The organism is Halostella salina, assembly GCF_003675855.1.
Classification (GTDB): domain Archaea; phylum Halobacteriota; class Halobacteria; order Halobacteriales; family Natronoarchaeaceae; genus Halostella; species Halostella salina.
In genome coordinates, this window is sequence record NZ_RCIH01000001.1 from 396354 (window position 1) to 421088 (window position 24735).

General features: G+C 68.7%; 23 protein-coding genes. 18 read left to right on the forward strand and 5 right to left on the reverse strand.

All coding sequences use genetic code 11. The annotated features are described in order from the left end of the window. Nucleotides 1–32: 32 nt before the first annotated feature. From D8896_RS02085 to D8896_RS02095, 3 genes are all read left to right on the forward strand, one after another. Nucleotides 33–671, forward strand: coding sequence for a hypothetical protein (locus tag D8896_RS02085; protein WP_121820407.1), 639 nt, complete (start codon nucleotides 33–35; stop codon nucleotides 669–671). Between the two features lie 266 nt (nucleotides 672–937). Further along, nucleotides 938–3580: a valine--tRNA ligase gene (locus D8896_RS02090; protein WP_121820408.1), complete on the forward strand. Its 2643-nt coding sequence runs from the start codon at nucleotides 938–940 to the stop codon at nucleotides 3578–3580. Between the two features lie 136 nt (nucleotides 3581–3716). Continuing rightward, nucleotides 3717–4601: a hypothetical protein gene (locus D8896_RS02095; RefSeq protein WP_162991393.1), complete on the forward strand. Its 885-nt coding sequence runs from the start codon at nucleotides 3717–3719 to the stop codon at nucleotides 4599–4601. 39 nt (nucleotides 4602–4640) lie between these two features. Here the strand turns inward: D8896_RS02095 and D8896_RS02100 are convergent, their stop codons facing one another. After that, nucleotides 4641–5219 carry a hypothetical protein gene (locus D8896_RS02100; protein ID WP_121820410.1) on the reverse strand — a complete coding sequence of 193 codons (579 nt, stop codon included), beginning with the start codon at nucleotides 5217–5219 and terminating at the stop codon, nucleotides 4641–4643. 196 nt (nucleotides 5220–5415) lie between these two features. Between D8896_RS02100 and D8896_RS02105 the strand changes: the two genes are divergently transcribed. Together D8896_RS02105 and D8896_RS02110 are read left to right on the forward strand one after the other, a co-directional pair. Continuing rightward, the gene (locus tag D8896_RS02105) at nucleotides 5416–6372 is read left to right on the forward strand and encodes an RNA polymerase sigma factor (protein WP_121820411.1); all 957 of its coding nucleotides are present in this window, start codon (nucleotides 5416–5418) and stop codon (nucleotides 6370–6372) included. 16 nt (nucleotides 6373–6388) lie between these two features. Continuing rightward, complete coding sequence (locus D8896_RS02110; protein WP_121820412.1) at nucleotides 6389–6751, forward strand: hypothetical protein; 363 nt, start codon at nucleotides 6389–6391, stop codon at nucleotides 6749–6751. Between the two features lie 11 nt (nucleotides 6752–6762). Here the strand turns inward: D8896_RS02110 and D8896_RS02115 are convergent, their stop codons facing one another. After that, the gene (locus D8896_RS02115) at nucleotides 6763–7479 is read right to left on the reverse strand and encodes a DUF1405 domain-containing protein (RefSeq protein WP_121820413.1); all 717 of its coding nucleotides are present in this window, start codon (nucleotides 7477–7479) and stop codon (nucleotides 6763–6765) included. 109 nt (nucleotides 7480–7588) lie between these two features. Between D8896_RS02115 and pdxS the strand changes: the two genes are divergently transcribed. Continuing rightward, nucleotides 7589–8497 (forward strand): pyridoxal 5'-phosphate synthase lyase subunit PdxS, encoded by a 909-nt coding sequence (pdxS, locus tag D8896_RS02120; protein ID WP_121820414.1) that lies wholly within the window; start codon nucleotides 7589–7591, stop codon nucleotides 8495–8497. Here pdxS and D8896_RS02125 read toward each other — a convergent pair. Beyond that, nucleotides 8494–8841: a hypothetical protein gene (locus D8896_RS02125; RefSeq protein WP_121820415.1), complete on the reverse strand. Its 348-nt coding sequence runs from the start codon at nucleotides 8839–8841 to the stop codon at nucleotides 8494–8496. The two genes, pdxS and D8896_RS02125, sit on opposite strands and share 4 nt — an antisense overlap. Continuing rightward, nucleotides 8831–9715: a homoserine kinase gene (locus tag D8896_RS02130; protein WP_121820416.1), complete on the reverse strand. Its 885-nt coding sequence runs from the start codon at nucleotides 9713–9715 to the stop codon at nucleotides 8831–8833. The genes D8896_RS02125 and D8896_RS02130 overlap by 11 nt, the downstream gene beginning before the upstream one ends. A 111-nt stretch (nucleotides 9716–9826) precedes the next feature. Between D8896_RS02130 and D8896_RS02135 the strand changes: the two genes are divergently transcribed. Both D8896_RS02135 and D8896_RS02140 read left to right on the forward strand, forming a co-directional pair. After that, nucleotides 9827–11167, forward strand: coding sequence for an NAD(P)/FAD-dependent oxidoreductase (locus D8896_RS02135; protein ID WP_121820417.1), 1341 nt, complete (start codon nucleotides 9827–9829; stop codon nucleotides 11165–11167). An 81-nt stretch (nucleotides 11168–11248) separates the two neighbouring features. Then, a complete protein-coding gene (locus D8896_RS02140) occupies nucleotides 11249–13078 on the forward strand; it encodes a formate/nitrite transporter family protein (protein ID WP_121820418.1) in 1830 nt (609 codons plus the stop codon). A 23-nt stretch (nucleotides 13079–13101) separates the two neighbouring features. On the opposite strand, the gene D8896_RS02145 is transcribed toward D8896_RS02140, so the two are convergent. Continuing rightward, nucleotides 13102–13680, reverse strand: coding sequence for a DUF6149 family protein (locus D8896_RS02145; RefSeq protein ID WP_121820419.1), 579 nt, complete (start codon nucleotides 13678–13680; stop codon nucleotides 13102–13104). An 84-nt stretch (nucleotides 13681–13764) separates the two neighbouring features. Between D8896_RS02145 and D8896_RS02150 the strand changes: the two genes are divergently transcribed. The 10 genes from D8896_RS02150 to carB all read left to right on the forward strand — a co-directional run bounded on the left by D8896_RS02150 (nucleotide 13765) and on the right by carB (nucleotide 24702). After that, complete coding sequence (locus D8896_RS02150; RefSeq protein WP_121820420.1) at nucleotides 13765–15039, forward strand: NAD(P)/FAD-dependent oxidoreductase; 1275 nt, start codon at nucleotides 13765–13767, stop codon at nucleotides 15037–15039. A gap of 117 nt (nucleotides 15040–15156) precedes the next feature. After that, nucleotides 15157–15399: a hypothetical protein gene (locus D8896_RS02155; RefSeq protein ID WP_121820421.1), complete on the forward strand. Its 243-nt coding sequence runs from the start codon at nucleotides 15157–15159 to the stop codon at nucleotides 15397–15399. Nucleotides 15400–15456: 57 nt separating this feature from the next. Next, complete coding sequence (locus D8896_RS02160; RefSeq protein WP_121820422.1) at nucleotides 15457–15870, forward strand: DUF7124 domain-containing protein; 414 nt, start codon at nucleotides 15457–15459, stop codon at nucleotides 15868–15870. Nucleotide 15871: 1 nt separating this feature from the next. Beyond that, nucleotides 15872–16648 (forward strand): hypothetical protein, encoded by a 777-nt coding sequence (locus tag D8896_RS02165; protein ID WP_121820423.1) that lies wholly within the window; start codon nucleotides 15872–15874, stop codon nucleotides 16646–16648. A gap of 49 nt (nucleotides 16649–16697) precedes the next feature. Next, nucleotides 16698–16967 carry a hypothetical protein gene (locus D8896_RS02170; protein WP_121820424.1) on the forward strand — a complete coding sequence of 90 codons (270 nt, stop codon included), beginning with the start codon at nucleotides 16698–16700 and terminating at the stop codon, nucleotides 16965–16967. A gap of 43 nt (nucleotides 16968–17010) precedes the next feature. Then, nucleotides 17011–17544, forward strand: coding sequence for a DUF5815 family protein (locus D8896_RS02175; RefSeq protein ID WP_121820425.1), 534 nt, complete (start codon nucleotides 17011–17013; stop codon nucleotides 17542–17544). Nucleotides 17545–17643: 99 nt separating this feature from the next. Beyond that, complete coding sequence (locus tag D8896_RS02180; RefSeq protein WP_121820426.1) at nucleotides 17644–17868, forward strand: hypothetical protein; 225 nt, start codon at nucleotides 17644–17646, stop codon at nucleotides 17866–17868. Between the two features lie 61 nt (nucleotides 17869–17929). Continuing rightward, nucleotides 17930–19498: a DUF7827 domain-containing protein gene (locus D8896_RS02185; protein ID WP_121820427.1), complete on the forward strand. Its 1569-nt coding sequence runs from the start codon at nucleotides 17930–17932 to the stop codon at nucleotides 19496–19498. A gap of 137 nt (nucleotides 19499–19635) precedes the next feature. After that, nucleotides 19636–21315, forward strand: coding sequence for a zinc-ribbon domain-containing protein (locus D8896_RS02190; protein WP_121820428.1), 1680 nt, complete (start codon nucleotides 19636–19638; stop codon nucleotides 21313–21315). A 141-nt stretch (nucleotides 21316–21456) separates the two neighbouring features. Beyond that, nucleotides 21457–24702, forward strand: a complete 3246-nt coding sequence (gene carB, locus D8896_RS02195) for a carbamoyl-phosphate synthase large subunit (protein ID WP_121820429.1) — start codon at nucleotides 21457–21459, stop codon at nucleotides 24700–24702. Nucleotides 24703–24735: the final 33 nt, after the last annotated feature.

The following is a 24735-nucleotide window of genomic DNA, read 5'->3' on the forward strand; positions in this document are numbered from 1 at the left end:
GATATTAGCTACTGTATAATCTAATACCGATTATGAACACCGACACGGACCGGGACCGCGGGGTCCTGACGACGGCGGACCGCGAGTACCTGCTCGGCGAGCGGGAGCTGAGCCACGAGCAGTCGAAGCGCAACGCGGAGGCCCGCATCCGCCGCCGGATCGAGAACGGGATCCTCGACTTCGACCTGCTCACGCACTACCTCGACGAGGCCGACCGGCGGCAGGTGTTCGCGGGCGCGGCGGACGACGAGGCGCTGATCGACGCCGTGACCGCGATGCTCTCCTTTGCGTACATCGGCCTGAAGGAGCAGGGCGTCGACTTCGAGCGCGTCCTCGAACCGGCGGTCCGGGGCGCGGAGACGGCGTACGCCGTCGACCAGCTCTCGGCCAACGTCGACGTGACGGTGACGTTCGCAGTCGAAACCGAGGTGAACTCATCGCTGGACGGCGTCGAGGCGCGCATCGCCGAGGGGACGCCCGTCTCGCCGCGGGAGCTGTTCTCGCTGGTGATGGAGCGGGAGACCGAACTCGCAGAGCACGACCGCATCACGCTCCGCGTCGAGGACGGTCCGGCGGCGGAGAACGACCACGTCGACCGCCTCGCCGACTACCTCGACGCCGACGTGCGCTTCCCGACTGACTCGCTGGCGGTCCTCACCTGGGCGGAGTGACGCCGGCCGCCCGCGCGTTCGCGAGCCGTTCGCCGCGCCGGGATGACGTAAGGATTAAACCCGAACGGGAAGCACAGTTACGACGATGAGCCGGAACGACGCAGTCGGTCGGTCGCCCGCCGCCGCTGCGGTATCCGTACGTGTAGGGGCGTCCTAGCCCCGCCCCACCACTTCTTCGTCCGGCGACGCCCGCGCCCCGACAGCGCCACGGCGAGGAACCGACCAGTACCGATGACAGCGACACCACACCGACGACACGACAACACATGAGCGCAGACACCGAACCACGAGACGGCCTCGACGGCGAGTACGACGCCGAGGCGACCGAATCGAAGTGGCAGGAGCACTGGGTCGAGAACGAAACCTACGCCTACGGGGGCGACGCCGAGACGGACCCCAACACCGTCTACTCCATCGACACGCCGCCGCCGACCGTGTCGGGCAGCCTCCACATGGGCCACATGTACGGCCAGGCGCTCCAGGACTTCGCCGCCCGGTTCCATCGCATGGCCGACGGCGACGTGCTGTTTCCCTTCGGCTACGACGACAACGGCATCGCCTCCGAGCGGCTGACCGAGCAGGAACTGGGCATCCGCCACGGCGACTTCTCCCGCCGCGAGTTCCAGCAGAAGTGCCGGGAGGTCTGCCGGGAGTACGAGGCCGAGTTCACCGAGAAGATGCAGGGGCTCGGGATCTCGATCGACTGGGACCGTACCTACAAGACGATAAGCCCCGAGGTCCAGCGGGTCTCGCAGCTGTCCTTCCTCGACCTGTACGAGCAGGGCCGCGAGTACCGCAAGCAGGCCCCCGCGATCTGGTGTCCCGACTGCGAGACGGCGATCTCGCAGGTGGAGCAGGAGGACGCCGAGCGCCACACCCACTTCAACGACGTGCGGTTCGACCTGACCGAGCCGACCGAGGGGGGCCGGGACTCCTTCGTCATCGGGACGACCCGCCCCGAACTGCTCCCGGCCTGCGTCGCCGTCTTCGTCCACCCCGACGACGACGAGAACCGGGACCTGATCGGGAAGGAGGCCGAGGTGCCGCTGTTCGGGCACACCGTCCCGATCATCGAGGACGACCGCGTCGACCTGGAGACGGGCACCGGCGTCGTGATGTGCTGTACGTTCGGCGACCAGAACGACATCGAGTGGTACCAGGCCCACGACCTCCCGCTGCGGGTCGCCATCGACGAGTCCGCGACGATGACCGAGCTCGCCGGCGACTACGAGGGCATGAGCACCCACGAGGCCCGCGAGGCCATCGCCGAGGACCTGGACGCAGCCGGCCACCTCGTCGACCGCGAGGAACACACCCACACGGTGCAGGTCCACGAGCGCTGCGAGACCGACGTGGAGTTCCGCGTCTCCGAGCAGTGGTACGTCGAGATACTCGACCACAAGGAGGAGTATCTGGAGGCCGGCCGCGAGATGGACTGGTACCCCGAGAAGATGTTCACGCGGTACGAGCACTGGATCGAGGGGCTGGAGTGGGACTGGCTCATCTCCCGCCAGCGCGACTCCGGCATCCCGTTCCCGGTGTGGTACTGCGAGGACTGCGGCCAGGAGGTCATGGCCGACCGCGAGGACCTACCCGTCGACCCGCTCGCCGACGACCCGCCGGTCGACGCCTGCCCCGAGTGCGGGGGCGGCGAGTTCGAGCCGGAAAACGACGTGTTCGACACGTGGGCGACCTCCAGCCTGACGCCGCTGATCAACGCCGGCTGGGACCCCGAGACCCTCGGCGACGGCGAACTCGCGGGCGGTGACCTCGCCAACCCCGAACTGTACCCGTTCGACCTGCGGCCGCAGGCCCACGACATCATCAGCTTCTGGCTGTTCCACACGGTCGTCAAGTGCTACGAGCACACCGGCGAGGTGCCGTTCGACACCGTCATGATCCACGGCCACGTCCTGGACGAGAACCGGGAGAAGATGTCCAAGTCCAAGGGCAACATCGTCGCGCCGGAGGACGTCGTCGCCGAGTACCCCGTCGACGCGATCCGCTACTGGGCGGCGTCGACGGCCGTCGGCGACGACTTCCCCTTCCTGGACAAGGACATCGTCGCCGGCGAGAAGCTGCTCCGGAAGCTCTGGAACGCCTCGAAGCTCGTCGACCAGCTCACGCCAGACGCCGTCGACGAGCCGGCGGAACTGGACCCCATCGACGAGTGGCTGCTGGCGGAACTCGACGCAGTCGTCGAAGACCTGACCGCCCACTTCCGGGAGTACGAGTTCGCCAAGGCCCGCGACCGCCTGCGGACGTTCTTCTGGAACACGTTCTGCGACGACTACCTGGAGATCGCCAAGAACCGCGACACCGACTCGACGGCGTACGCGCTCCTGACGGCTCACCGGACGTTCTGCAAGCTCTTTGCCCCCCTACTCCCGCACGTCACCGAGGAGCTGTGGCGGACGATGCACGGCGACGGCAGCGTCCACACGACCGACTGGCCCGAGCCGCGCGGCTACGAGGCCGACCTCGCCGCCGGCGAGACGGCGATGGAGGTCGTCTCCGCGCTCCGCAAGTACAAGACCGACCACCAGCTCGCGCTCAACGCCGACCTCGATTCGGTCGAGGTGTACGGCGACCTGGGCGGCATGGCCGACGCCGTCGCTGAGGTGATGCACGTCGACGACCTGACGGCGGTCGACGAGGAGCCGGACATCACCACGGAGATCGCAAGCGTCGACCTGGACTACTCGACGGTCGGTCCGCAGTACGGCGAGAAAGTCGGCGAGATCGACGCCGGCATCGAGGCCGGCGAGTTCGAGGTCGACGACGACGGCCTCCACGTCGCCGGCGAGACGCTCGGCCCCGACCTGTTCGAGGTCGAGCGCGAGCGCACCTACTCCGGCGACGGCGAGATGATCGAGACGGAGTCGGCGGTCGTCGTCGTGCGGAACTGAGCGGCGGACGACCCTCTTCGGTTCGCCCGTTTTTCGACCGACGTTTTGGAATACCCGTACGTTTCCACCGTTGAACCGCCACCTGACGGATTACATCTACCAAGATATTATATTTGCTCAATTATTTGAACCGGACATGTCCGGTCTCGTGGAGGACGAGCACCCCATCTTCAACTACGACAGTTCGTCCGCGGCCAAACTCTGGGTTGATGGCGACGGACCGATCGAGGAGTTCGAGTTCACGTTGACGAACAGGCGAGTTATCGTATCGTCGGATGAAACGGGGACGGTGTCGGCACCGCTTCCGGTTCTGGGGAGAATCGGGTCGAAAACGGAGACGTCACTGACTGCTCGGGGGAACACATACCTAAAGTGGCTCTCGCTGTCAGTTATCGGTGGGATACTCCTGTACTCGCTATATTTTGCGCTGACGAACTCGATCCTCTGGGCGGTTTTTTACGGTGTGATTTTCCTCGTCATCTGGGTGAAAGGTGTCTCGTGGATTCGGAACGGCTTTAGTTGGGATTGGCGCTGGCTCAGCTTCCACGTCGATGAGGAGTCCGACCTTGGGAAAGCAGTCATGGGGTACGCCGATACCGACCCGGAGTCCTCGGGGAGTGATATCCTGATCCGGCTCCGGGATGACGATTTCTCGACCGAGGAGATGCAGAACCTCACCGGACTCAAGCTCGCGGCACTCCGCAGCGAAAAAGAACCGTTTGCGGTCCCGAACGCCGTGTTAGAACACTGTGGGATGCAGATCAAAACCCCGGACACGATCACACTCAAGCCGGATAGGGCCCGGAACTACGACGGGGGCCCCAAAGCAGGCGGGTACTACGTCTGTGAAGGATGTGGGGAGAAACTCGATGCTGCCTTCGACATTCAGGGCAGTAACCCGGCAACGTGTGGGGAATGCGGGTACGAACTCGATGACCAGCAGGGAGCGAGAAGTGAGGGGATGGAGGCCGAATCAGCGTGGGCAGATGCGATGGGCGACGACGACCCCTGGGACATTTGAGAACTGTGAACACAGCTCATTCACGGAATACTCGCATCATCAATTCGCATCCGCCGATGTGATCGACACCGAGAACTCCCACTCGGCAGTTGCCTCGCGCTCCGGTACGCCGTAGCTGTGTTCGAACGTGAACTCCCCCGGCGGCATACACACGTCGTCCTCGTGGTTGCCCCACAGCTGGTACTCCATCGCGTGTTCATCGCCCGGGGAGACCGTTTTCCGTTCCGCGGTGTCGGGCCATCCCAGTCCGTTGTCCGACGCCGGTTCCCAGCAGTCAGATGATGACTTGTTGACTGCCGGCGGCGCGGCCAGCAGTAGCCAGTCACCGCTCTCGCTGTGTGAGCCGGTGTAGGGGAAGTAGAACCCCGTATCCAGCGTGACCGACTGCGACCCGGTGTTTTTCAGGGCGATCTCGACGGCTGCTGTGCCATCCGGCGTGATCCGTTGCTCGGTTAGCGTCACGAACACCCGGAGGCCGCCCGGCAAGTTCTGCTCGACGGACTCCATCGAGACGGTCCGTTTCTCGGGCGACTCGTTGCCAAGGGGGAGGGTCGAGAGGCAACCCGACAGCGCGCTCGCCGTCAGGCCACACGACGCGAGGACCGTACGTCGGTTCATATTCTCATCCCACACATAGAGAGTGTAATAATGCTCCGGAGGGGCGATCGCAGTTCGAACCGCTGCCGGGACGGGTGAACTGGTAGTATAGCCACTGCTCCGTTCGCCTCCTGTACTTGAATTCACATTGGTTAGATAATATTCTTAGCAAATTCTAGAAAATTACTATGGTTCGGAACGTTCAACTCTCGGCTGCATGCCCTCCAACCGACCAGTCGACAGACGGACGTTCCTGAAAACGACAGCTACCACCGTGGGCGGCGTCGCGACGCTCGCCGCGGCGAGCACGACCGGCCGCGCCGGCGGCGACTCCGGTCGCCCGCCGGCCGACGACGTGAAAGAGCGGATCCGGGACGCCGACCCGGACGCCATCCGCGAGGCCTACGCCGAGGCGTACGGCAAGCGCGTCGCGGGCAAGGTCGTCGCGCGCTGGAGACGCTACGCCCGGAAGGTGCTGCGCGACAGGATGGACGCCGAGGCCGCGTTCGAGGCGTTCCTCGACGACATCTCGTCGCTCTCCGGGGACCTGCGGCGCGACATCGCGGACGCGAGACGGGCGGTGCGGTCGAACGACCTCCGCACCGACCACGGGGAGGCGGTCGCGGCGGGGGAACTCGACCGCGACAGCGCCGCGGTGACCGACGTCACGACGCAGGACAGTCAGGAGGTGCTCCTGATCGACGGCGGCGTCGGGGGCGACGGCGTCACCGGGTTCCGGGACTCGAACTACTACACGAACCTCAACAAGGTCACCGCCATCTGCGAGACGCTCGGCGCTGGGTTCATCTCGCAGTGGGCCTGGCTGGAGGGGAACGTGTACATCCAGAACGGCGGCACCCACGACCTGGTCTGTGACTACTTCGAGAACGGGCTGGTCGTGGGCGGCAGCGCCTCCTACGACGTCTGGATCCAGGAAGAGGGGGACGACTACAAGACGTGGGGGAACCTGAAGAGCACGAGCAGTTCCGTGTACGGGGAAGACTCACGCGCCGCGCAGTTCACGCTGAGCGACGACAGCGTGTACAACGTCGGCGTCCGGCTGAAAGTCGAGACCTCGGGGATCGGCGAGGCGCTGTCGGACTACCAGACGATCAACGCCGACGGCTCGACGCGCGGGCTGGAAATAAACGAACTGCGGCTCGAACCGGTGTAACGAGGGTGAGAGAGACGTGACCGACACGCTCCACCGGATCAGGCGGCTGCTCGTCGCCGGCCTCTACCTGTTCGTGGTCGCGGTGGCCGCCGGCGTCCTTCTGCGCGACCCGACCAGCGACCTCGTCGCCGTGCCGGTCGCCGCGGCGGCCCTCGTGGCGGCCCACGCGCTACGGGCCGACACGCTCGACGGTCTGGGCTACGCAGTCGGCGGGTTCCTCGCGGCTGCGGTCGTAGTGCTGGCGCTTGCGGCCGCGAGCGCCGCGGGGGTGGGGGTCCCGTCGCCGTCCGACGCCGTCGCGATGCCGCTGGTCGCCGCGGTGCTGCTGGCGGCGTACGCACTCGCGCTCCGCGACGGCGGCCGGTTCGCCGGCGGGTAGCGGCTCGACGGCTACGAGCGCTCGGCTTCTAGCTTCTTCACCCGCGTCGCGAGCGCCAGGAACGTCGCCAGCAGCGTCAGCACGACCGCGCCGGCGGCGGCGTACTCGTGGGCCGGCGAGGTGTGGACGACGGCGCTGCCGGTCAGGTCCTCGGCGGGGACGAACGTGTGGTGGGGCGTGCCGACGATGGGCACGAAGTAGTCGACCACGTCGTTGAACCCGTACCACAGCAGTGCGACGGCGACGCCCCCGACCCGAAAGTCAGCGATCCGATAGAGGACGAAGCCCTGGACGACCATCGCGAGGTGGCTCCAGAACAGGAAGTTGTACATCGCGGGGTGGAGGTAGGAGAAGTCGGATTTGAACACGAGCAGGACGTACGGCGTCCAGAACCCGAGCTTCAGACAGCCGAAGAAGGCGAGGGCGGTGAGCCATTCCCGCTGGCGGCCGAGCTTCCACGAGGCGATGGCGGCCGCGATGAACAGCGTCGCCACGGGGCTGTCGGGGACGAACGGCCACATGACGGTCGGCTCCCGCGCGAGCTGGCCGGTGATCAGCGACCCCGACAGCATGAGGGGGTCGAACCCGTAGTACCAGAAGCCGAAGGCGGTGCCGAGCAGGTTGATGGCCACGACGAGCCAGGCAAAGCGGAGGCCGAGGTCCTCCAGTTTCCGCGGGACGGGGGCGACGTACCACGGAAGCGACGGCCGCGCCGGAAGCGTTGACATCGGCCGTGTCCACGCAACAGGGGCGCAAAACGGTAGCGGTTTCGGCGCGACGCCGAGTGCCGGCTACGGAAAGGACAGCGGTAAGTGCGACCGGTCCGAACGGATCGCCATGGCCGAAGACACCGATCTGGAGGAGCTCAAACGCGGCACGGAACTCGTCAAGCGGGGCTTCGCCCGCATGCAGAAAGGCGGCGTCATCATGGACGTCGTCAACCGCGAGCAGGCCCGCATCGCCGAGGACGCCGGCGCGGTCGCGGTGATGGCACTAGAGGCGGTCCCGGCCGACATCCGCAAGCGCGGCGGCGTCGCCCGGATGCCCGACCCCGTCGACGTGGAGGCGATCATCGACGAGGTGTCGATCCCGGTGATGGGCAAGTCCCGGATCGGCCACGCGAAGGAGGCCCAGATCCTCGAAGCCATCGGCGTCGACATGATCGACGAGAGCGAGGTGCTGACGCCGGCCGACGACCGCTACCACATCGACAAGCGCGACTTCACCTCGCCGTTCGTCTGCGGTGCGCGCAACCTCGGCGAGGCGCTCCGCCGGATCGACGAGGGCGCGGCGATGATCCGCACCAAGGGCGAGGCCGGCACCGGCGACGTGAACCAGGCCGTCCACCACCAGCGCAACATCAAGGGGTCGATCCGGAAGCTCGAAGGCATGAGTTACCAGGAGCGCGAGAAGTGGGCCCGCGAGCACGAGGCTCCCGCGGACCTGGTCCACGAGACGGCCGACCAGGGCCGGCTACCCGTCGTCAACTTCGCCGCCGGCGGCATCGCGACGCCAGCGGACGCGGCGCTGATGATGCACCACGGCTGCGACGGCATCTTCGTCGGCAGCGGCATCTTCGGCGCGGAGGACCCCACGGCGATGGGCGAGGCCATCGTGCAGGCGACGAACAACTGGGACGACCCCGAGGCGCTCGCCGACATCAGCAAGGACATCGGCAGCGGCATGCGCGGCGACGCCAACGCCGACCTCCCCGAGGAGGAGAAGCTGCAGGACCGCGGCGTCTAGTCGGCTCCCGTTCTCTCTTTCACGGTTACCGCGACCAGTAACGACAGGTACCCGCCGACACCGCCGAGCAGCGCCCACAGCGCCCAGTCCGGCGCTCGCGGCCCGACGGCGACGGCAAGACCGACCGCGACCAGCGTCGCGCCCCACCGCACCCCCGGACGCTTCCAGAGACGGCGAACGCGCTCGCGGTGGCGGAACAGGACGGCCTCCAGCAACAGCGCACCGGCGGCACCGGCGGCGATTGCTGACGAGGTGGGCGTGGCTCCCCGCCGTGCGAGAAGGACGACCGGAACCAGACCGACGGCCAGCGCTGAGAGCGCGTCGGTCGCCCGTTCACGGGTCACGGAACACTTCCGCCCCGCCGGCGATCCGGGTCCGGTACGCCCGGGCGTCCACCCCGGCGTCGTCGAACGCCTCGACCATCGCGGACGCGACCCGGCGGCGACCGTCGGCGCGACAGGCGGCGATGACGCCCGGGCCAGCGCCGCTGACGGTGACGCCGGTCGCGCCGGCGTCCAGCGCTGCCTCGCGGACCGCGTCGTAGCCGGTTATCAGCTCCGCGCGGGCGGGCGTGACGATGGCGTCCTCCATCCCCTCGCCGACGAGTTCCGGGTCGTCGCGGGCCATGCCGACGGTGAGCGTGGCGGCGCGGCCGACGGTGTCGACAACGTCCTCCACATCGGCCGACTCCGGCACGACCCGGCGGGCGTCGCGGGTCGAGACGACGATGTCCGGGAGGCAGACGACGAGCGGTACGTTCGCGTCGACGTGGACGACGCCGTCGCCGCGGGCGACCGTGAAGCCGCCGAGCAGGGCGGGCGCGACGTTGTCCTCGTGGGCCTCGCCGGACACCAGCGCCTCGCCCTCCGCGGCGACCGGCACCAGTTCCTCCCGGGTGAGGCCGCGGTCGTACAGTTCGTTCAGGGCGAGCGCCGCCCCGGCGGCGCTGGCGGCCGACGAGCCGAGGCCCGACGCCGGGCGGACGCCCTTGTCGATCCGGATCCGGGCGGGGGCGTCCAGCGCCTCGGCGACGGCCCCGGCGGTGTTTTTCTCCGGGTCCTCGGGGATGTACTGGCTGCCGGCCCCCGTCACCTCGATGGTCGTCTCGGGGGCGCGCTCGACCCGGACCACGTCCGCGGGGCGGTCCAGCGCCGCCCCGAACACGTCGAACCCGCTCCCGAGGTTGGCGCTGGTCGCGGGAGCGCGGACGGTGAGCATGTCAGTCAGTTACCTGACCCCACGCAAAAAGGTAGCGAACCCGCCGCTCGACCGGAACGTACCCGGCGCTCCATGGAAAGACCCATCCCGGCAACGGCCGAACCCCCGGCCATGATCGGCATCGTCGGCGGCGGGATCGCCGGGCTGGCGGCGGCCCACCGCCTGCAGGAGCGCGGCCACGAGGTGCAGGTGTTCGAGGCGAGCGATGCGATGGGCGGCCTCGCGGCCACCTACGAGACCCAGGGTGACCCCATCGAACGCTACTACCACCACCTCTCGAAGTCGGAGGAGACCATCGTCGAGGTGATCGAGGACCTGGGGCTCGGCGACCGCCTGGAGTGGCGCTACTCGACCACGGCGAACTACGTCGACGGCGTCGTTCACCCGCTGGACAAGCCCTGGGAGATACTGGCCTTCCCGCACCTCTCGCTGTACGACACGTTCCGGCTCGGCCTGCTGACGATGGACATCGACGTCCGCGGCGGCGTTCCGAAGTTCGACTCCTACGAGCGTCTGGAGGACTTCGAGGACGTACCGATCCGCGAGTTCGTCGTCGAGCACACGACCGAGGGCGTGTACGAGAACTTCTTCGAGCCGCTGCTGGACGCGAAGTTCGGCGACCGCAAGGACGACGTGAGCGCGGCGTGGCTGCTCGGCCGGATCAAGTTCCGCGGCGAGCGGGACCTGCTCCGCGGCGAGATCCTCGGCTATCTGGAGGGGGGCTTCGGCGTCCTGCTCGACGCGCTGGTCGAGGCGGTCGGCCGCGAGAACATCACGACGGGCGCGCGAGTGACCGACCTCGGGATGGCGGACGGGGCGGTCGAGTCGCTGACCGCCGAGACCGGTGACGGCGTCGAGACCCACGCCGTCGACGGCGTCGTCGTCGCCGCGATGCCGAACGTGCTGGAGGCCCTGACCGGCTACGAGTGCGACATCGACTTCCAGGGGACGATCTGCTCGGTGATCTCGATGGACGAACCGCTGCTCGACACGTACTGGCTCAACGTCGCCGATGACGCGCCCTTCGGCGCGCTCATCGAGCACACAAACTTCGTCGAACCCGAGCGCTACGGCGGCGAACACCTGCTGTACGTCGCCCGCTACGTGCAGGACCCGAGCGAGGAGATCTGGGGACTCGACGACGAGGCCGTCGAGGAGCGCTGGTTCGACGGCATCGAGGACCTGTTCCCCGCGTTCGACCGCGACGCGGTGAACTGGGTCGAAACGTCTCGCAACCCCCGCACTGCGCCGGTGTACGAGCGCGGCTACCTCGACATGGTGATCCCGTACGACCTCGGCGACGAGGTGGCCGACGGGCTGTACTACGCCGGGATGGCGAGCCGCGCGCAGTACCCCGAGCGGAGCCTCAACGGCGGCATCGTCGCCGGCTTCGAGGCTGCTGACCGGGCCGTCGAGCGGGCGCGGACGGCGGCGACGCCGGAGCCGAACTGACGCCCGGCATCCGGCCTGTCCCCGCTCTCTTGCCGTCCGGGAAGCCCAAACGTTTAGTTCTGCCCTGCGACGCTTCCGATAATGGCCGACCCCGATCACGACCCCGACACCTCGGAGGGGGAGGAGGCGGAGGAGGCGGTACGAGAGGCGGTCGAACGCTCCCGGAGCGGCGCGCCAGCTGTCGGGCGGGTCGTCCGCGACCGGTTCTCGACCGACGAGGTGTTCCAGCGGATCGTCGCGGCCGCCGACGAGGAGATCACCGCGGGGAACCGCGAACTGTTCTTCAGCGGGCTGGCGGCGGGCTTTGCGATCACCGTCACGTTCCTGCTGTACGTCTCGCTGTACGCCTCCACGGGCGGCGACCCGGTGCTCTCGGCGATGCTGTACCCCCTCGGGTTCATCTACATCATCATCGGCGGCTACCAGCTGTACACCGAGCAGACGCTGCCCCCGGTCCTGCTGACCCTGGAGCGGCTGGCGAGCATCCCGGCGCTGCTGCGGAACTGGACGGTCGTGCTCGCCGGGAACTTCACCGGCGGCCTGCTCGGCGCGGCCGCCCTCGCGTTCGGCGGCGTGCTGTCGCCGGAGGCCTCGGTCGCCGCCTCCAGCATCGCTCAGAAGGGGATCGACACGGCCTGGTGGCCGCTGTTCTCGAAGGGAGCCTTCGCCGGCCTCATCGTCGCCGGTGTCGTCTGGGTCGAGTACGCCGCCCGCGACACCATCTCCCGGCTCGTCGTCGTGTACATCGCGTTCCTCTCGATCCCGATCGGCGGGCTGTTCCACTCCGTCGTCTCCTTCACCGAGCTGATCTATCTGGTGTTCGAGGGCAACCAGCCGCTGCTCGGCGGGCTGGTCGAGTTCGTCCTCCCGGTGTTACTCGGCAACACGGTCGGCGGCGTCGTGCTCGTCACCGCCGTCAACTACTTCCAGACGACCGAGGCGCGCCTCGAATCGGCGCGGTTCGAGGGCGACGACCGCCAGCTCTCCCTCCGGGAGTGGGCGTTCGGCGACCTCGTCGGCCGATCCTACGTGCCGCTCGTCGACACCGCGGAGGCGACGCCGACGACCGACGACGGCCCCTACCGCGTCGTCGTCCCCATCTCGAACCCGCGGACGGAGCAGCGGCTCGTCGAGTTCGCCGGCCGGCTGGCAGACGACCACGAGGACGCCGTCGTCGAGGTGGTCCACATCGTCCAGAAGCCGGCACGCACGTACGGTGCCCGGCAGAGCCGGCGGATCGTCGACGAATCGGAGGCGCTGATGACGGAGCTCTGCGCGTCGATCGACGAGTACGACGTGGAGTGGCGGACCTCGACGGTCGTGTCGCACCGCTCGTTCGAGGAGGTGTTCGTCGTCGCCGAGCGCAAGCGCGCCGACCTCGTCGTGATGGGCTGGGGCGAGGACCGGCTGTGGGACGCCGCCCGCGCCGAGCGCCCGATCGCCGAACTCACCAGTCAGCTCCCCTGTGACTTCCTCGTGCTCAAGGACCGAAACCTCGACATCTCGCGGGTGCTCCTGTCGGTCGTCGACAACGACAACGCGGACCTCAGCGCCGAGGTCGCCGATATGCTCGACTCGACCGCCGGCTCCGACGTCTCGCTGCTCCACGTCGTCGACGGTCCGGACGAGCTCGAAGCCGGCGAGCGGTTCCTCTCGGAATGGGCCGCCGAGCGCGGCCTCGACGACGCCGTCTTCACGGTCGACGACTCCGGCGACCCCGAGTCGGCCATCCGCCGCGAGGCGGCCGACCACACGCTGCTTTTGGTCGGCGCGACCGAGCGCGGCCTGCTCTCCCGGCTCGTTCACGGCTCGTTGCACTACGACATCGTCGAGGAGGTCGACTGTTCGGTGCTGCTGGCCGAACGGCCGGGTAAGCGGAGCCTCCGCGAACGGCTGTTCGGGCGGCGGTAGCCGGCGGGGTGCGCCGCGGCGGCTTACTTCTCGACGCCGGGCGCGTCGCCCACGTCAACCTCGCTCGGCTCGTCGTGCCCGCCGACGACGAGGTTGCCGTCGCCGTCCTCGACGTACACGTCGTCGGCGAAGCCGCCCTCGGCGTGGGGGTGCTCGGGGTCGTCGAGTTTCTCGGGCGTCGAGGGGGCCTCGGCGACGCCGTCGGCCGGGTAGAACTCGCCGAGCGGGTCGTCGATGGTGATCCCGTGGCGCTCGAAGAACTCGGCGTGGCGGTCGTAGTGGGTTTCCAGTTCGTCGCTGGGAAACTCCATCATCTCCGTCCAGCCGTGGTTGTAGAAGTCGAAGTTGGCCTGCACGTGGGTGATCTCGCGGGCCTCAGCCTCGGTGAAGCCGGCGTTCAGCGCGGCGACGTACGTGTCGAACGTCGCGTCGAAGAAGTCGTCGAGGTGGTCGCGGCGCTCCTCGCGGTGTGTCTCGTCGGCCTTGTCGAGGAAGACGGAGGTGTGGAGGTCGACGAGCTTGCTCCGCACGACGCCGCCGACGACCGGCGTGGTGAGCGACTTCTTCGCGGCCCAGTGACGGACGTTCTGGCGGATCTTCATATCGGGCGTTGGGCTGGGAACCTATTCAACCCCGCGACGCGGAGATAGCAATCCACTTCAACCCCCATTCCGAAGTAGCCGACCATGACCCAGTCGTACGTAATCATCGGTGACGGTATCGCGGGGAGTTCCGCGGCCGAGACACTTCGGGAAGAGGCCCCGGAGTCGTCGATCACCGTCATCACCGATGAAGGCGAAGCCCTGTACAATCGCATCCTCATCAAGGAGTTCGCCAAAGGGAAGCTTCCGGAAGCCCCCATCTCCATCCACGAGGAGGACTGGTACGCCGAGCGGGACATCGACCTGGCGCTCAACACGCACGTCACCGAGATCGACCCCGACGCGAACGAGGTTCACACGCACGCCGGCGACGTGTACGAGTTCGACAAACTGCTGGTCGCGACCGGCGGCACGCCGACCCAGCTCCCCGTCGACAACAGCGACGCCGACGGGATCCACCACTTCTGGACGTTTCAGGACGCCCGGAAGATCGCCGAGCACGCCGAGGAGGCCGAGACGGGCGCGGTCGTCGGGGCCGGCCTGCTCGGCATCGACCTGGCGGCCATCTGCGGCGCACAGGGTATCGATGCCAACTACTTCATGCGCGGCAACCGCTGGTGGCGCTACGCGCTGTCGGAGGAGGGCGCGGAGATCATCCACGACGGCCTGCGCGAGAAGGGCGTCACCCCCGTTTTCGAGAGCGGCGTCGACCGCTTCGTCACGGACGACGACGGCCACGTCACCGCGACGGTGACGCCGGACGGCGAGGAACACGACAGCGACTTCGTCGGCGTCGCCATCGGCTTGGACTTCAACACCGAGGTCCTGCGTGGCACCGGCGTCGAACTCGACGACGGCGTCGTCGTCGACGAGTACATGCGAACGGACGTCGACGACATCTACGCGGCCGGCGACCTCACGCGCTTCTACGACACCATCCTCAACGAGCACGGCCAGAACGGCTCGTGGGGCAGCGCGAAGGAGCAGGGACAGGTCGCCGCCAAGAACATGGTCGCGGACATCGACGCCGACGGGACGACGGCCGACGAGGACGAGTCCGAGGCGTTCCGCTGGGTCTCCTCGTACTCGATCACGCACTTCGACTTCCCGTTCCTTTCCTTCGGTCATCCGACGCTGGGCGACGACCACGTCGAGCGCAAGTACAGCGACACCGAGTGGCGGCGGCTGGCGCTCAAGGACGGCAAGATCGTCGGCGGCGTCCTCATCGGCGACCTGGCACCCCAGAGCGCGTTCAAGAAGCTCGTCCGCGAGGAGCGCGACGTGAGCGGCCAGACCGACGTGCTGCTGGAGAAGGAGGTCGACCTCGACAAGCTCGACGCGCCCGCACAGGAGCAGTAGCGCCCGCGACGCCCTGATTCCTTCGCGATCCCGTACCCGATCCCCCGACGGCGGAGCGATAAACTCGCCGGGAGGGGAACGTTTATGATAAACTATGCCATTCGTTGGCACGCAACGATGGCTGGTTCCTCGACCACGGACGCCCACACGCGGCATCTCACTGTACGACGAACGGACTCGGTTCCGGCGGACGCCCGCGTCCGCCACGTCGACGAACTCTCCGACGACGCCCGACAGCGGCTGATCGCGGTCGTCGGCGGCGACGCGACGGGTGCGCGACTCGACGGGACGACAGCGGGCGAGTTCGCCGACGGCGACGTGGTCGTGTCCACCGGCTACTACGAGGTCGACCTGACGTAGCGGTCCCGCCTGCCACGGACCGAAGGCGTTTTGCACGCGCCACGACGACTTGCGGGCATGGATGGCGGCGGAGACGGCGAGATGACGCTCGCCTTCGAACTCGCGGCACTGCAGGAGCTGGCGAACCCGTCGGCCGTGTTCGACGGGGCGCGCCGGTGGAGCAAGTACGTCGGCGTCGTCTCGGAGAAGCCGACGTACGTCGTCACGAACTTCACGCGCAAGGAGCGCATCCGGCAGGACTTCTTCTCCGGACCGCGCGGGAAAGCCGAGAGCCTGGAGAGCGTCAGAGAGCAGTTCGACACCGACCGCCACGTGTTCATCGGCACGACCGACGAGGACCGCGACCTGGCCGACGAGGTCGGCTGGGAGTACCTCCCCGTCGAGGACGCTGCCGAAGCCGCCGAGTGGGAACTGGGCGACGGCGACGAGGAGACGACCGACGACGACCGCGAGCGCGACGACTGGCCGTAGGATGAACCTCATCGAGACGCTCCGGGACGGGTACGCCCGCGCGGGGTCGCCAGCGGGCGTCGCCCTGACCGGCCTCGCGTTCTGCTTCCAGCTCGCGAGCACGGTCGGGCTGCAGAGCCAGCCCGCCGAGGCCACCGCCGCGCTCCGCGAGGACTTCCCGTCGCTGGCTCCGCCCGTCGACGGGCCGCTCGCGCTCCCCATGTCGGCCGGCGCGGCGGCGGCGCTGTCGCTGCTGGCGACGGTCGGCACCGTCGCGGTGTTCGTCGTCGGCTTCCGGGCGCTGTCGGCCGACGGGGTGCCCGCACCCGGGACCGTCACCCGGAACCTCGGCCGGGCGACGCTCCACGGCCTCGTCGGCTACCTCGCCCTGTTGCTCCTCGTGGCGGTCGGCACCGTCATGCTCGTCCTGCCCGGGCTGTTCGCCCTGGTCAGCTTCGCCTTCTTCGTCGGCTTCGTCGCGCTGGAGGACGAGGGCGTGGTGAGCGCGTACCGCCACAGCTGGGCGCTGGCGAGCGGCCACCGGCTCCGGATCGGGCTGCTGTTCCTGGCGCTCGTGCTCGCGGTCCTGCTGTTCACCGCCGTCGCTGGAATCGCGCTGTCGCCTCTGCTGGCCGTGTCGGAGGTCGGCTGGTGGATCGGCAATATCGCCGTCAGCGCCGTCGCGCTCGTCTACGCCGTCGCCGTGCTCTCGGCCGGCTTCGAGCGCCTGCGCGACGACGAGGCCACCGCCGCCGAGGACGACGAGTTCGCCGACATCGACGACGAACTCCTGCCCTGAACCCCCGTCGTCCCCGGAGTTTTTGGTCCATGCAGCCGTGTCGTCGAGCATGACCGAGGAATCGACGACGGTCGACGTGGAGGTCGAGGTCGAGGTGGACAGCGACGAACTCGAGATCGAGGTCGGCGAGGCGACGGAGGCCGAGGCCGAACTGGAGACGCCGGGGCTCGAAATCGAGGTTGAGGTCGAGGTCGAACGCGAGGCCGACGGCGAGGAATCGGAAGCGGACGAGGCGGAAAGCGCGGAGGCAGAAGATGGAGAGAACGAGACGGAGGACGAGGCGTACGAGGACCCCGAGGCCGAGGGGTTCGACGGGTGACCGAGTCGGGGCGCTTTTACCCCTGAACCCACAACTCGCGGGCATGGCAGAACCGCGCGTGCCGGGCGAGTCCGGCGGCGACGTGCAGCTCCCCTGCGGCGAGAGCGTCAGGGTCGGCGACCTCGATATGGGACTGCGCGAGTTCGACTGTGCCTGCGGCGACGCCCACGCCGTCGTGCTGGACGTGCACCCGCCGTCGCGGTTCTTCCCGGAGTTTCTGGTGGAGATCCTCCGGGAGACGATCGAGACCGAGGACGACCTCGGGGAGTTCGGCACCCCCCACCTGATGGGGATCGTCATGGAGGAGTTCCCCGAGTCGGTCGTCAGCGAGGACCTCTCGGAGAACGGGTCGGTGGGCTACTCGCTGCTGTGGGTCACGGACTTCGACTCCCGCCGGCTCCACGAGGTCGCCGTCGAACTCGTCGTGGAGCTGATGGAACACGCCGTCAGCCACGCCGAGGACGACGGCGCGATGACCGCCTTCGAGGAGCAGATGCTCGACTTCGACGTCGCGGAGTTCGTCGAGCAGTACCGCGAGCGCCGCGACTTCGACGACGAACACGACACGGCGGTGTAGACCCGGCCGACCGTGGGCGGGACGCCCGGACAGGCGTCCGCCGTGCGTCCGTCGCGTGTCCGACGATCTTTTATTAGGGATGACGTTGAACCGCCGCTCATGCGCTCTCGGGGGGACGCAGAGCGGGTCAGGGCGGTGCTTCGCCAGCTCGACCCGGACGAGCCGTTGACCGCACGCGAGATACGTGACCTGCTCGCCGACCGCGGCGTGGAGCTGGACAGCGCTCACCGCGTCGCCACGGAACTCGGCCGGCTGGCCGACCGCGGCCACGTCGACGTGATCCGGGACCGGCCGTACCGGTACTGCCTCGACGACCCCGCGTAGGGTTCCGGCGACGTTTCGCCCGGCAGATAGTTTTATCCGCCCGACACCCGATCCCCGGTTTGTGACAGGGAACTCACACAGGGCTGCGGGGATCGCGGTCGCGGCGCTTCTGGCGCTCGCGGCGGTCGCGGGACCGGGCGTTACCACCGCCGACGGCGGCGTGCCCGACGCGTCGTTCGGGAACAGCGTCGTCACTGAGCAGCGCGGCGACGTGGCCGTCGTGACCGTCTTCCTGCAGGACACCGATACGGCGACGCTGACCGTCGGCTCCCAGGAAGTCAACTACGAGACGCGCGTCCGGGTGCGTGACGGGGACGGCGACGGGCAGGTTCGGGTCCGGATCAACCTTCACCTCGCCAACGGTTGGACGGGCGCATCGGCGAACGAGGTGTACAGCACCGTCGACGGGAGCGACTCCGTGGACGCGACCCGGCAGACCGGCGCGCTCGACTCGCCGCTGGACGCGGGCAACTACGAGATGGAACTGTCCATCGACGGCAGCCCGACCGACGTGGCGGCCCTCGAACTCGAATCGCGGTCGACCGGCTCAGTCGACACGTTCGTCGGGGCGGCCGACATCGACCCGGGCGACAGGCAGGCGGTGGTTGAGGGGGTGGCCCAGCGCGACGCCGTCGCGCGCGGGGACCTAGCTCTCGTGGCGATACAGGCCTCGGGCGTGTCGGGCTACATCCGGAACGCCGGGGATCTGGAGGGGACGCAGGGCGTCTCCCTGCGCATCGAGCAGTCCAACGCCGGCGCGAACCAGAATCCGAAGCGGATCGCCGTCGGCGACGGCGTCCTGCACACGTTCCCGGAGAGCGACCTGCTCCTGCTCGCCGTCGACACCGCCGAGGCGGGCGTCGAATCCGGCGAGGAGTACACGGCGGAGTTCGTCGTCAGCAGCGACAACCCCTACACCGACACCACGCAGACGGCGAGTACGACGTTCCGGATCCGCGACCGGACCGCCTCGTTCTCCGACACGCCGATCCGGGTCGACCCCGATACGGCCCAGACGGTCCGGGGCACGGCCTCCGTCGCGCCCGGAACCGAGCTAACCCTGCGGTTTGAGAGCCAGAACGACCTCGACCCGTTCATCAAGGACCCGACGGTCACCGTCGGCGCCGACGGCAGTTTCTCGACCGCCGTCGACTTCAGCGGTAACGAGGCCGGCACCGAGTTCACCGCCGTCGTCGTGGAGGGCGACACGCAGATAAGCGGCACGGCAGACGGGGTCATCGAGGGCGACAGCCGTACGGCGACCACGACGCCAACGCCGGCGACGACGACGCGAACCCCGACGACGACACGGCCGGCGACGACCACGACGCGGGTCGAGACGACGACGGCGGTTCCGACCACCCGGTTCGAGACGACCACGACCACCCGGGTGACGTACACCGCGGTGACGGAGCGAGCGACGACGACCCGGTGGCCCACGGCGACGCTGTCCGAGCAGGGGTTCACCAGCGTCGACACGACGACCACCTGGAGCGCGACCGGCTCCGCCGGCGGGATCAACGGCTCGGGCAACGCGTCGTTCGCCCCCGGCGGACAGCCGGGCTTTACCGGCCTGCTCGCGGGGGCCGCGCTGCTGCTGGTCCTCGCGCTGAGCCGTCGCGGGGAGTGAGACGGACCGCCGTTATCGGTGGGGGGCACTGACGACGCTGTCTCGGTGACGCCGGACGACGGCAGGGACAGTCCGGCCGCGGTGTGGCGTCTTCGCCGGTGCTAACCTTTATACGTCGACTATGTCGATCAGTTGGCATGGAATACTGTCCGGAATGTGGGACCGAGGCGCGAACCGACGTGACGTACTGTCCGGGCTGTGGGACGGACCTCACCGAGTACCGGCAGTGGTCCCCTTCGGCGGACGCCGCTCCCGACGACGCCCCGTCGGAGGGGGCCGACGCGGACGCCGGGGCTGGGCCGGACGCCGGCGACCAGCCGCCCGCGGGGGAAGCCGGCACCGACCCGGAGTCGGCGGCCGACGCCGTGGACCACGACCGCGAGGGACCGGTCGACGATGCCGACGACGGGACGGACCGACAGCGACCGCCGGCGGGCGCTCCCGGCGACGACACCGCCGACGCCGCGTCGCCCGGCGACGAAACACGGCCCGACGCTCGTCCGGGCGACCGGGGGGACGGCGACCACGACCAGTCCGCCGGCGGAGGGTCGGCCGACGACCGGCCGGTGGACGACCCGAAAGCGGGTGGACAGCGGAACGGGAGCGCCGACCCGCAGACCGAGCCGGACGAACCGCGCGACGGACACCAGCCCGGGGCGGGCGGCGGTCGTGGCACCGAACCGGACCGGAACCCCGACCGACCGGACGAACGGTCCCGGCGAGCGGGACAGGACCAGCCGCCGGGCGGCCGGCAGCAGGGCCAGCCGCAGGGTGGGGACCGACGGTCCGGCCCGGACCCACAGCGCGACCAGCCGCGGGACGGGGGACAACAGCCCGGCCACGGCCAGCCGCCCGGGCAGGGTGACCGGCCGAACGAGCCGCGCCAGCAGGGGGGCCGACAGCAGCAGGGGCGCGGCGGCCAGCCCGCACCGAACGCGGGTGGCGGCCAGCCGGCCGGGGGCCGTGGACGCGCGAACCAGCCACAGGGCGGCCGGCAGGCCGCGGACCCACAGCCTGCAGGCGGAGCCGCCGGACAGACCGGCGGGAACCAGTGGCAGGGCGAGGCGACCGGCGGGACGGCGCAGGGTCGGGGGACTGCGGTCGACCGCACCCCGTCGTTCACCGACCGGCTCACCGCGCTCCCGTTCGCGCGGAGCCTGGGCGTCGGTGCGGCGCTGTACGTCGCCACCTACGCCGTGACGTATCTCGCCTTCCTCGCCGACGTGCTCGTGCTCAACGCGTCGAAACACGAACTCTCGGCGTCGAACCTCATGCCGCTCTCGCCGGTCGACAACGCCACGGCCAGCATGTGGCAGTTCGTCGGCTGGCTGTTCTACGAGGGCCAGATGGTGACCATTGAAGAAACCCGTGTCATGGAAACGGGCGGCCAGCAGGAGTCGACGACCGAGGCCATCTCCCTCTTCGAGCCGTCGTACTGGACGCAGTTTCAGGGCATCAGCGACATCATCGTCACGAGCGCTCTGTACACGGCGGTCCCGGTACTGGTGCTGATCGCTGGCAGCGCGCTGTTCGTCAAATATCAGCGCGGTCGCGCTGACGACTCGCCAAGCGGTATGTTGCTCGGCGCGAGCGTCGTCGTCGGCTACGCCGTCCTTGCCGCCGCCGGATCGCTGCTGTTCTCGGCGACACATACTGACTTCGAATCCTCAGCAATGGTTGAACTCAGCAGGACGCCCGTGCTGATGGAGGCGGTCATGTTCCCCGCTGCCTTCGCGCTGGTGGCGGGTGCCGTCGGCGGTATCGTCGCCGATTCGCTCGGCGACGACGACGCGCCGGCGGCCCAGCCCCGGCAGTAGCGCGGTCCTCGCGGTTCTTCCGTCGGTACGACCGTCACCCCCGTCGCAATCGTTGCGGGATTCGAAATTCGAAATCGTGTTTCGCTACTCGTAATCTATCGTGGGGCTTATTACGATGTGCGAACTTCGGACTGGTAACGCATGAGCAACGGGGACACCGAGGACCGGACGATACTTCTCATCGGCAGCGGGCCGATCCAGATCGGACAGGCCGCGGAGTTCGACTACTCCGGCGCGCAGGCGTGTCGCGCCCTGCAGGAGGAGGGCGCGCGAGTCGTCCTCGTGAACTCCAACCCGGCGACGATCATGACCGACCCGGAGATGGCCGACGAGGTGTACATCGAGCCGATCACGACGGAGGCCATCGCCGAGATCATCCGGAAGGAACGGCCCGACGGCGTCATCGCCGGACTGGGCGGCCAGACCGGGCTGAACGTCACCGCCGAACTCGCCGAGGAGGGCGTGTTAGAGGAGTACGACGTGGACGTCATGGGGACGCCGCTCGACACCATCTACGCCACGGAGGACCGCGACCTGTTCCGCCAGCGGATGCACGACCTGGGCGAACCCGTCCCGAAGTCGACGACGATCTCGCTCGACGAGGGCGAGGAAGTGACCGAGCTGTCCGACGCTGACGTGCAGGAGCGCGTCGACGACGCCGTCGAGGCGGTCGGCGGACTGCCGGTCATCTCCCGGACGACGTACACGCTCGGCGGCTCCGGCTCCGGCGTCGTCAACGACATCGACGAACTGTACGAGCGCGTCCGGAAGGGGCTGCGCCTCTCCCGGAACAGCGAGGTGCTCATCACCGAGTCCATCGAGGGGTGGGTCGAACTGGAGTACGAGGTGATGCGGGACGCCGACGACTCCTGTATCATCATCTGCAACATGGAGAACCTCGACCCGATGGGGATCCACACCGGGGAGTCGACGGTCGTCACGCCCTCGCAGGTCATCCCGGACGAGGGCCACCAGGAGATGCGCGACGTGGCCCTGAAAGTCATCCGCGACCTGGAGATCCACGGCGGCTGTAACATCCAGTTCGCGTGGCGCGACGACGGCACGCCCGGCGGCGAGTACCGCGTCGTCGAGGTGAACCCGCGCGTCTCCCGCTCGTCGGCGCTGGCCTCGAAGGCGACCGGCTACCCGATCGCCCGCGTGACCGCGAAGGTCGCCCTGGGCAAGCGCCTCCACGAGATCGATAACGAGATCACGGGCGAGACGACCGCCGCCTTCGAGCCGGCGATCGACTACATCGTCACCAAGGTGCCACGCTGGCCCATCGACAAGTTCGACGACGTCGACTTCGAGCTGACGACGGCGATGAAGTCGACCGGCGAGGCGATGGCGATCGGCCGGACGTTCGAGGAGAGCCTCCTGAAGGCGCTGCGCTCCTCCGAGTACTCGCCCGACGTCGACTGGGACGACGTCGACGACGAGACGCTGAAGGAGCACTACCTCGAACGCGCGTCCCCGGACCGCCCGTACGCCATCTTCGAGGCGTTCGAGCGCGGGTACGACGTCGACGAGGTCGTCGAACTCACGGGGATCTACGAGTGGTACGTCGAGCGCTTCGGCAACGTCGCCGACGCCGCCGTCGCGGCGCAGGACGGCGAGTTCGGCGAGGCCGCCGAACTCGGCTTCACGAACAGTCAGGTCGCCGCCGGCATCGACTCCAGCGAAGCCTCGGACCTGCCGAAGGCCGACGGCGGGGAGATAGACGCCGTGGAGTCGGCCGCACCGGACCGCTCGTTCAAGCAGGTCGACACCTGCGCCGGCGAGTTCGAGGCGTCGACGCCGTACTACTACTCGGCGCGCGAGCCGGCCGCAAGCGGCGTCGCGACCGGCTACGACGAGCTCCAGGTCGACACCGACGCCGAGAGCGTCGTCGTGGTCGGCGGCGGCCCGATCCGCATCGGGCAGGGCGTCGAGTTCGACTACTGCTCGGTCCACGCGGTCCGTGCGCTCCGCGAGCAGGGGATCGACGCCCACGTCATCAACAACAACCCCGAGACCGTCTCGACTGACTACGACACCTCCGACGGCCTCTTCTTCGAGCCGATCACCGCCGAGGAGGTCGCCGACGTGGTCGAGGCGACCGGCGCGGACGGCGTGATGGTCCAGTTCGGCGGGCAGACCTCCGTCAACGTCGGCGAACCGCTGGCCGACGAACTCGACCGCCGCGGCCTCGACTGCGAGATCATGGGCACCGGCGTCGAGGCGATGGACCTCGCCGAGGACCGCGACCGGTTCAACGTCCTGATGGACGAGCTGGGCATCGCACAGCCCGAGGGCGGGAGCGCGGAGAGCGAGGCCGAGGCGCTCGAACTCGCCCACGAGATCGGCTACCCCGTGCTCGTGCGTCCGTCGTACGTGCTCGGCGGCCGCGCGATGGAGGTCGTGTACGACGACGAGGAGCTGGAGGAGTACATCGAGGAGGCCGTCCGGGTCAGCCCGGACAAGCCGATCCTCGTCGACGACTTCCTCGCCGACGCGATCGAACTCGACGTCGATGCTGTTGCGGACGGCGAGGACGTCGTCATCGGCGGCGTGATGGAGCACATCGAGAGCGCGGGCGTCCACTCCGGCGACTCCGCCTGCATGATCCCGCCGCGGTCGCTCTCCGACGAGACGATGGCCCGCGTCCGCGAGGTGACCGAGGAGATCGCGACGGCGCTCGACACGGTCGGCCTGCTGAATGTCCAGCTTGCGGTCACCGGCGTCCACGACCCCGACGCCGACGCCGAGGTGTACGTGCTGGAGGCGAACCCGCGCTCCTCGCGCACCGTCCCGTTCGTCTCGAAGGCGACGGGCGTCCCGATCGCAAAGCTGGCCGCGAAGGTGATGGCGGGCGCGTCGCTCGCCGACCTGGACGTGCAGGAGCAGGTGCCCGAGCGCACGAGCGTCAAGGAGGTCGTCCTGCCGTTCGACCGCCTGCCGGGCAGCGACCCGCGCCTCGGTCCGGAGATGAAGTCGACCGGCGAGGTGATGGGTACCGCTGGAACGTTCGGCAAGGCCTACGACAAAGCGCAGGACTCCACCGGCAAGCCGATCCCCCGCGGCGGGACCGCCGTGGTCGACCTCTCGGCCGACGAGTTCCCGGACCCCGACACCGAGGCGGGCGAGGCGCTCGTCGAGGGGTACACCGAACACTTCGACCTCTCGGAGGCCGTCGACCTCGTCGAGGCCGCCAAGCGCGGCGAGATAGACCTCATCGTCTCCCGCAAGCGCGAACTGCTGGAGGTCGCTGTCGAGGAGGAGATCACCTACTTCTCGACGGAGGCCAGCGCCCGCGCCGCGCTCGAAGCACTCGACGCGGCCGACGACCCGCTCGACGTGGCCCCCGTCGACGAGCGCCCGAAGGCGGCACGGGAGTGGGGCAAGTAGGCCGAACTTCGGCCCGCAACCGGTCCGTTTCTT

What these genes read in the sequence shown, in the direction of transcription:
- D8896_RS02085 (WP_121820407.1), top strand. Translation starts at nt 33, where the DNA reads ATGAACACCGACACGGACCGGGACCGCGGGGTCCTGACGACGGCGGAC.
- D8896_RS02090 (WP_121820408.1), top strand. Translation starts at nt 938, where the DNA reads ATGAGCGCAGACACCGAACCACGAGACGGCCTCGACGGCGAGTACGAC.
- D8896_RS02095 (WP_162991393.1), top strand. Translation starts at nt 3,717, where the DNA reads ATGTCCGGTCTCGTGGAGGACGAGCACCCCATCTTCAACTACGACAGT.
- D8896_RS02100 (WP_121820410.1), bottom strand. Translation starts at nt 5,219, where the DNA reads ATGAACCGACGTACGGTCCTCGCGTCGTGTGGCCTGACGGCGAGCGCG.
- D8896_RS02105 (WP_121820411.1), top strand. Translation starts at nt 5,416, where the DNA reads ATGCCCTCCAACCGACCAGTCGACAGACGGACGTTCCTGAAAACGACA.
- D8896_RS02115 (WP_121820413.1), bottom strand. Translation starts at nt 7,479, where the DNA reads ATGTCAACGCTTCCGGCGCGGCCGTCGCTTCCGTGGTACGTCGCCCCC.
- pdxS (WP_121820414.1), top strand. Translation starts at nt 7,589, where the DNA reads ATGGCCGAAGACACCGATCTGGAGGAGCTCAAACGCGGCACGGAACTC.
- D8896_RS02130 (WP_121820416.1), bottom strand. Translation starts at nt 9,715, where the DNA reads ATGCTCACCGTCCGCGCTCCCGCGACCAGCGCCAACCTCGGGAGCGGG.
- D8896_RS02135 (WP_121820417.1), top strand. Translation starts at nt 9,827, where the DNA reads ATGATCGGCATCGTCGGCGGCGGGATCGCCGGGCTGGCGGCGGCCCAC.
- D8896_RS02140 (WP_121820418.1), top strand. Translation starts at nt 11,249, where the DNA reads ATGGCCGACCCCGATCACGACCCCGACACCTCGGAGGGGGAGGAGGCG.
- D8896_RS02145 (WP_121820419.1), bottom strand. Translation starts at nt 13,680, where the DNA reads ATGAAGATCCGCCAGAACGTCCGTCACTGGGCCGCGAAGAAGTCGCTC.
- D8896_RS02150 (WP_121820420.1), top strand. Translation starts at nt 13,765, where the DNA reads ATGACCCAGTCGTACGTAATCATCGGTGACGGTATCGCGGGGAGTTCC.
- D8896_RS02155 (WP_121820421.1), top strand. Translation starts at nt 15,157, where the DNA reads ATGGCTGGTTCCTCGACCACGGACGCCCACACGCGGCATCTCACTGTA.
- D8896_RS02160 (WP_121820422.1), top strand. Translation starts at nt 15,457, where the DNA reads ATGGATGGCGGCGGAGACGGCGAGATGACGCTCGCCTTCGAACTCGCG.
- D8896_RS02165 (WP_121820423.1), top strand. Translation starts at nt 15,872, where the DNA reads ATGAACCTCATCGAGACGCTCCGGGACGGGTACGCCCGCGCGGGGTCG.
- D8896_RS02170 (WP_121820424.1), top strand. Translation starts at nt 16,698, where the DNA reads ATGACCGAGGAATCGACGACGGTCGACGTGGAGGTCGAGGTCGAGGTG.
- D8896_RS02175 (WP_121820425.1), top strand. Translation starts at nt 17,011, where the DNA reads ATGGCAGAACCGCGCGTGCCGGGCGAGTCCGGCGGCGACGTGCAGCTC.
- D8896_RS02180 (WP_121820426.1), top strand. Translation starts at nt 17,644, where the DNA reads ATGCGCTCTCGGGGGGACGCAGAGCGGGTCAGGGCGGTGCTTCGCCAG.
- D8896_RS02190 (WP_121820428.1), top strand. Translation starts at nt 19,636, where the DNA reads ATGGAATACTGTCCGGAATGTGGGACCGAGGCGCGAACCGACGTGACG.
- carB (WP_121820429.1), top strand. Translation starts at nt 21,457, where the DNA reads ATGAGCAACGGGGACACCGAGGACCGGACGATACTTCTCATCGGCAGC.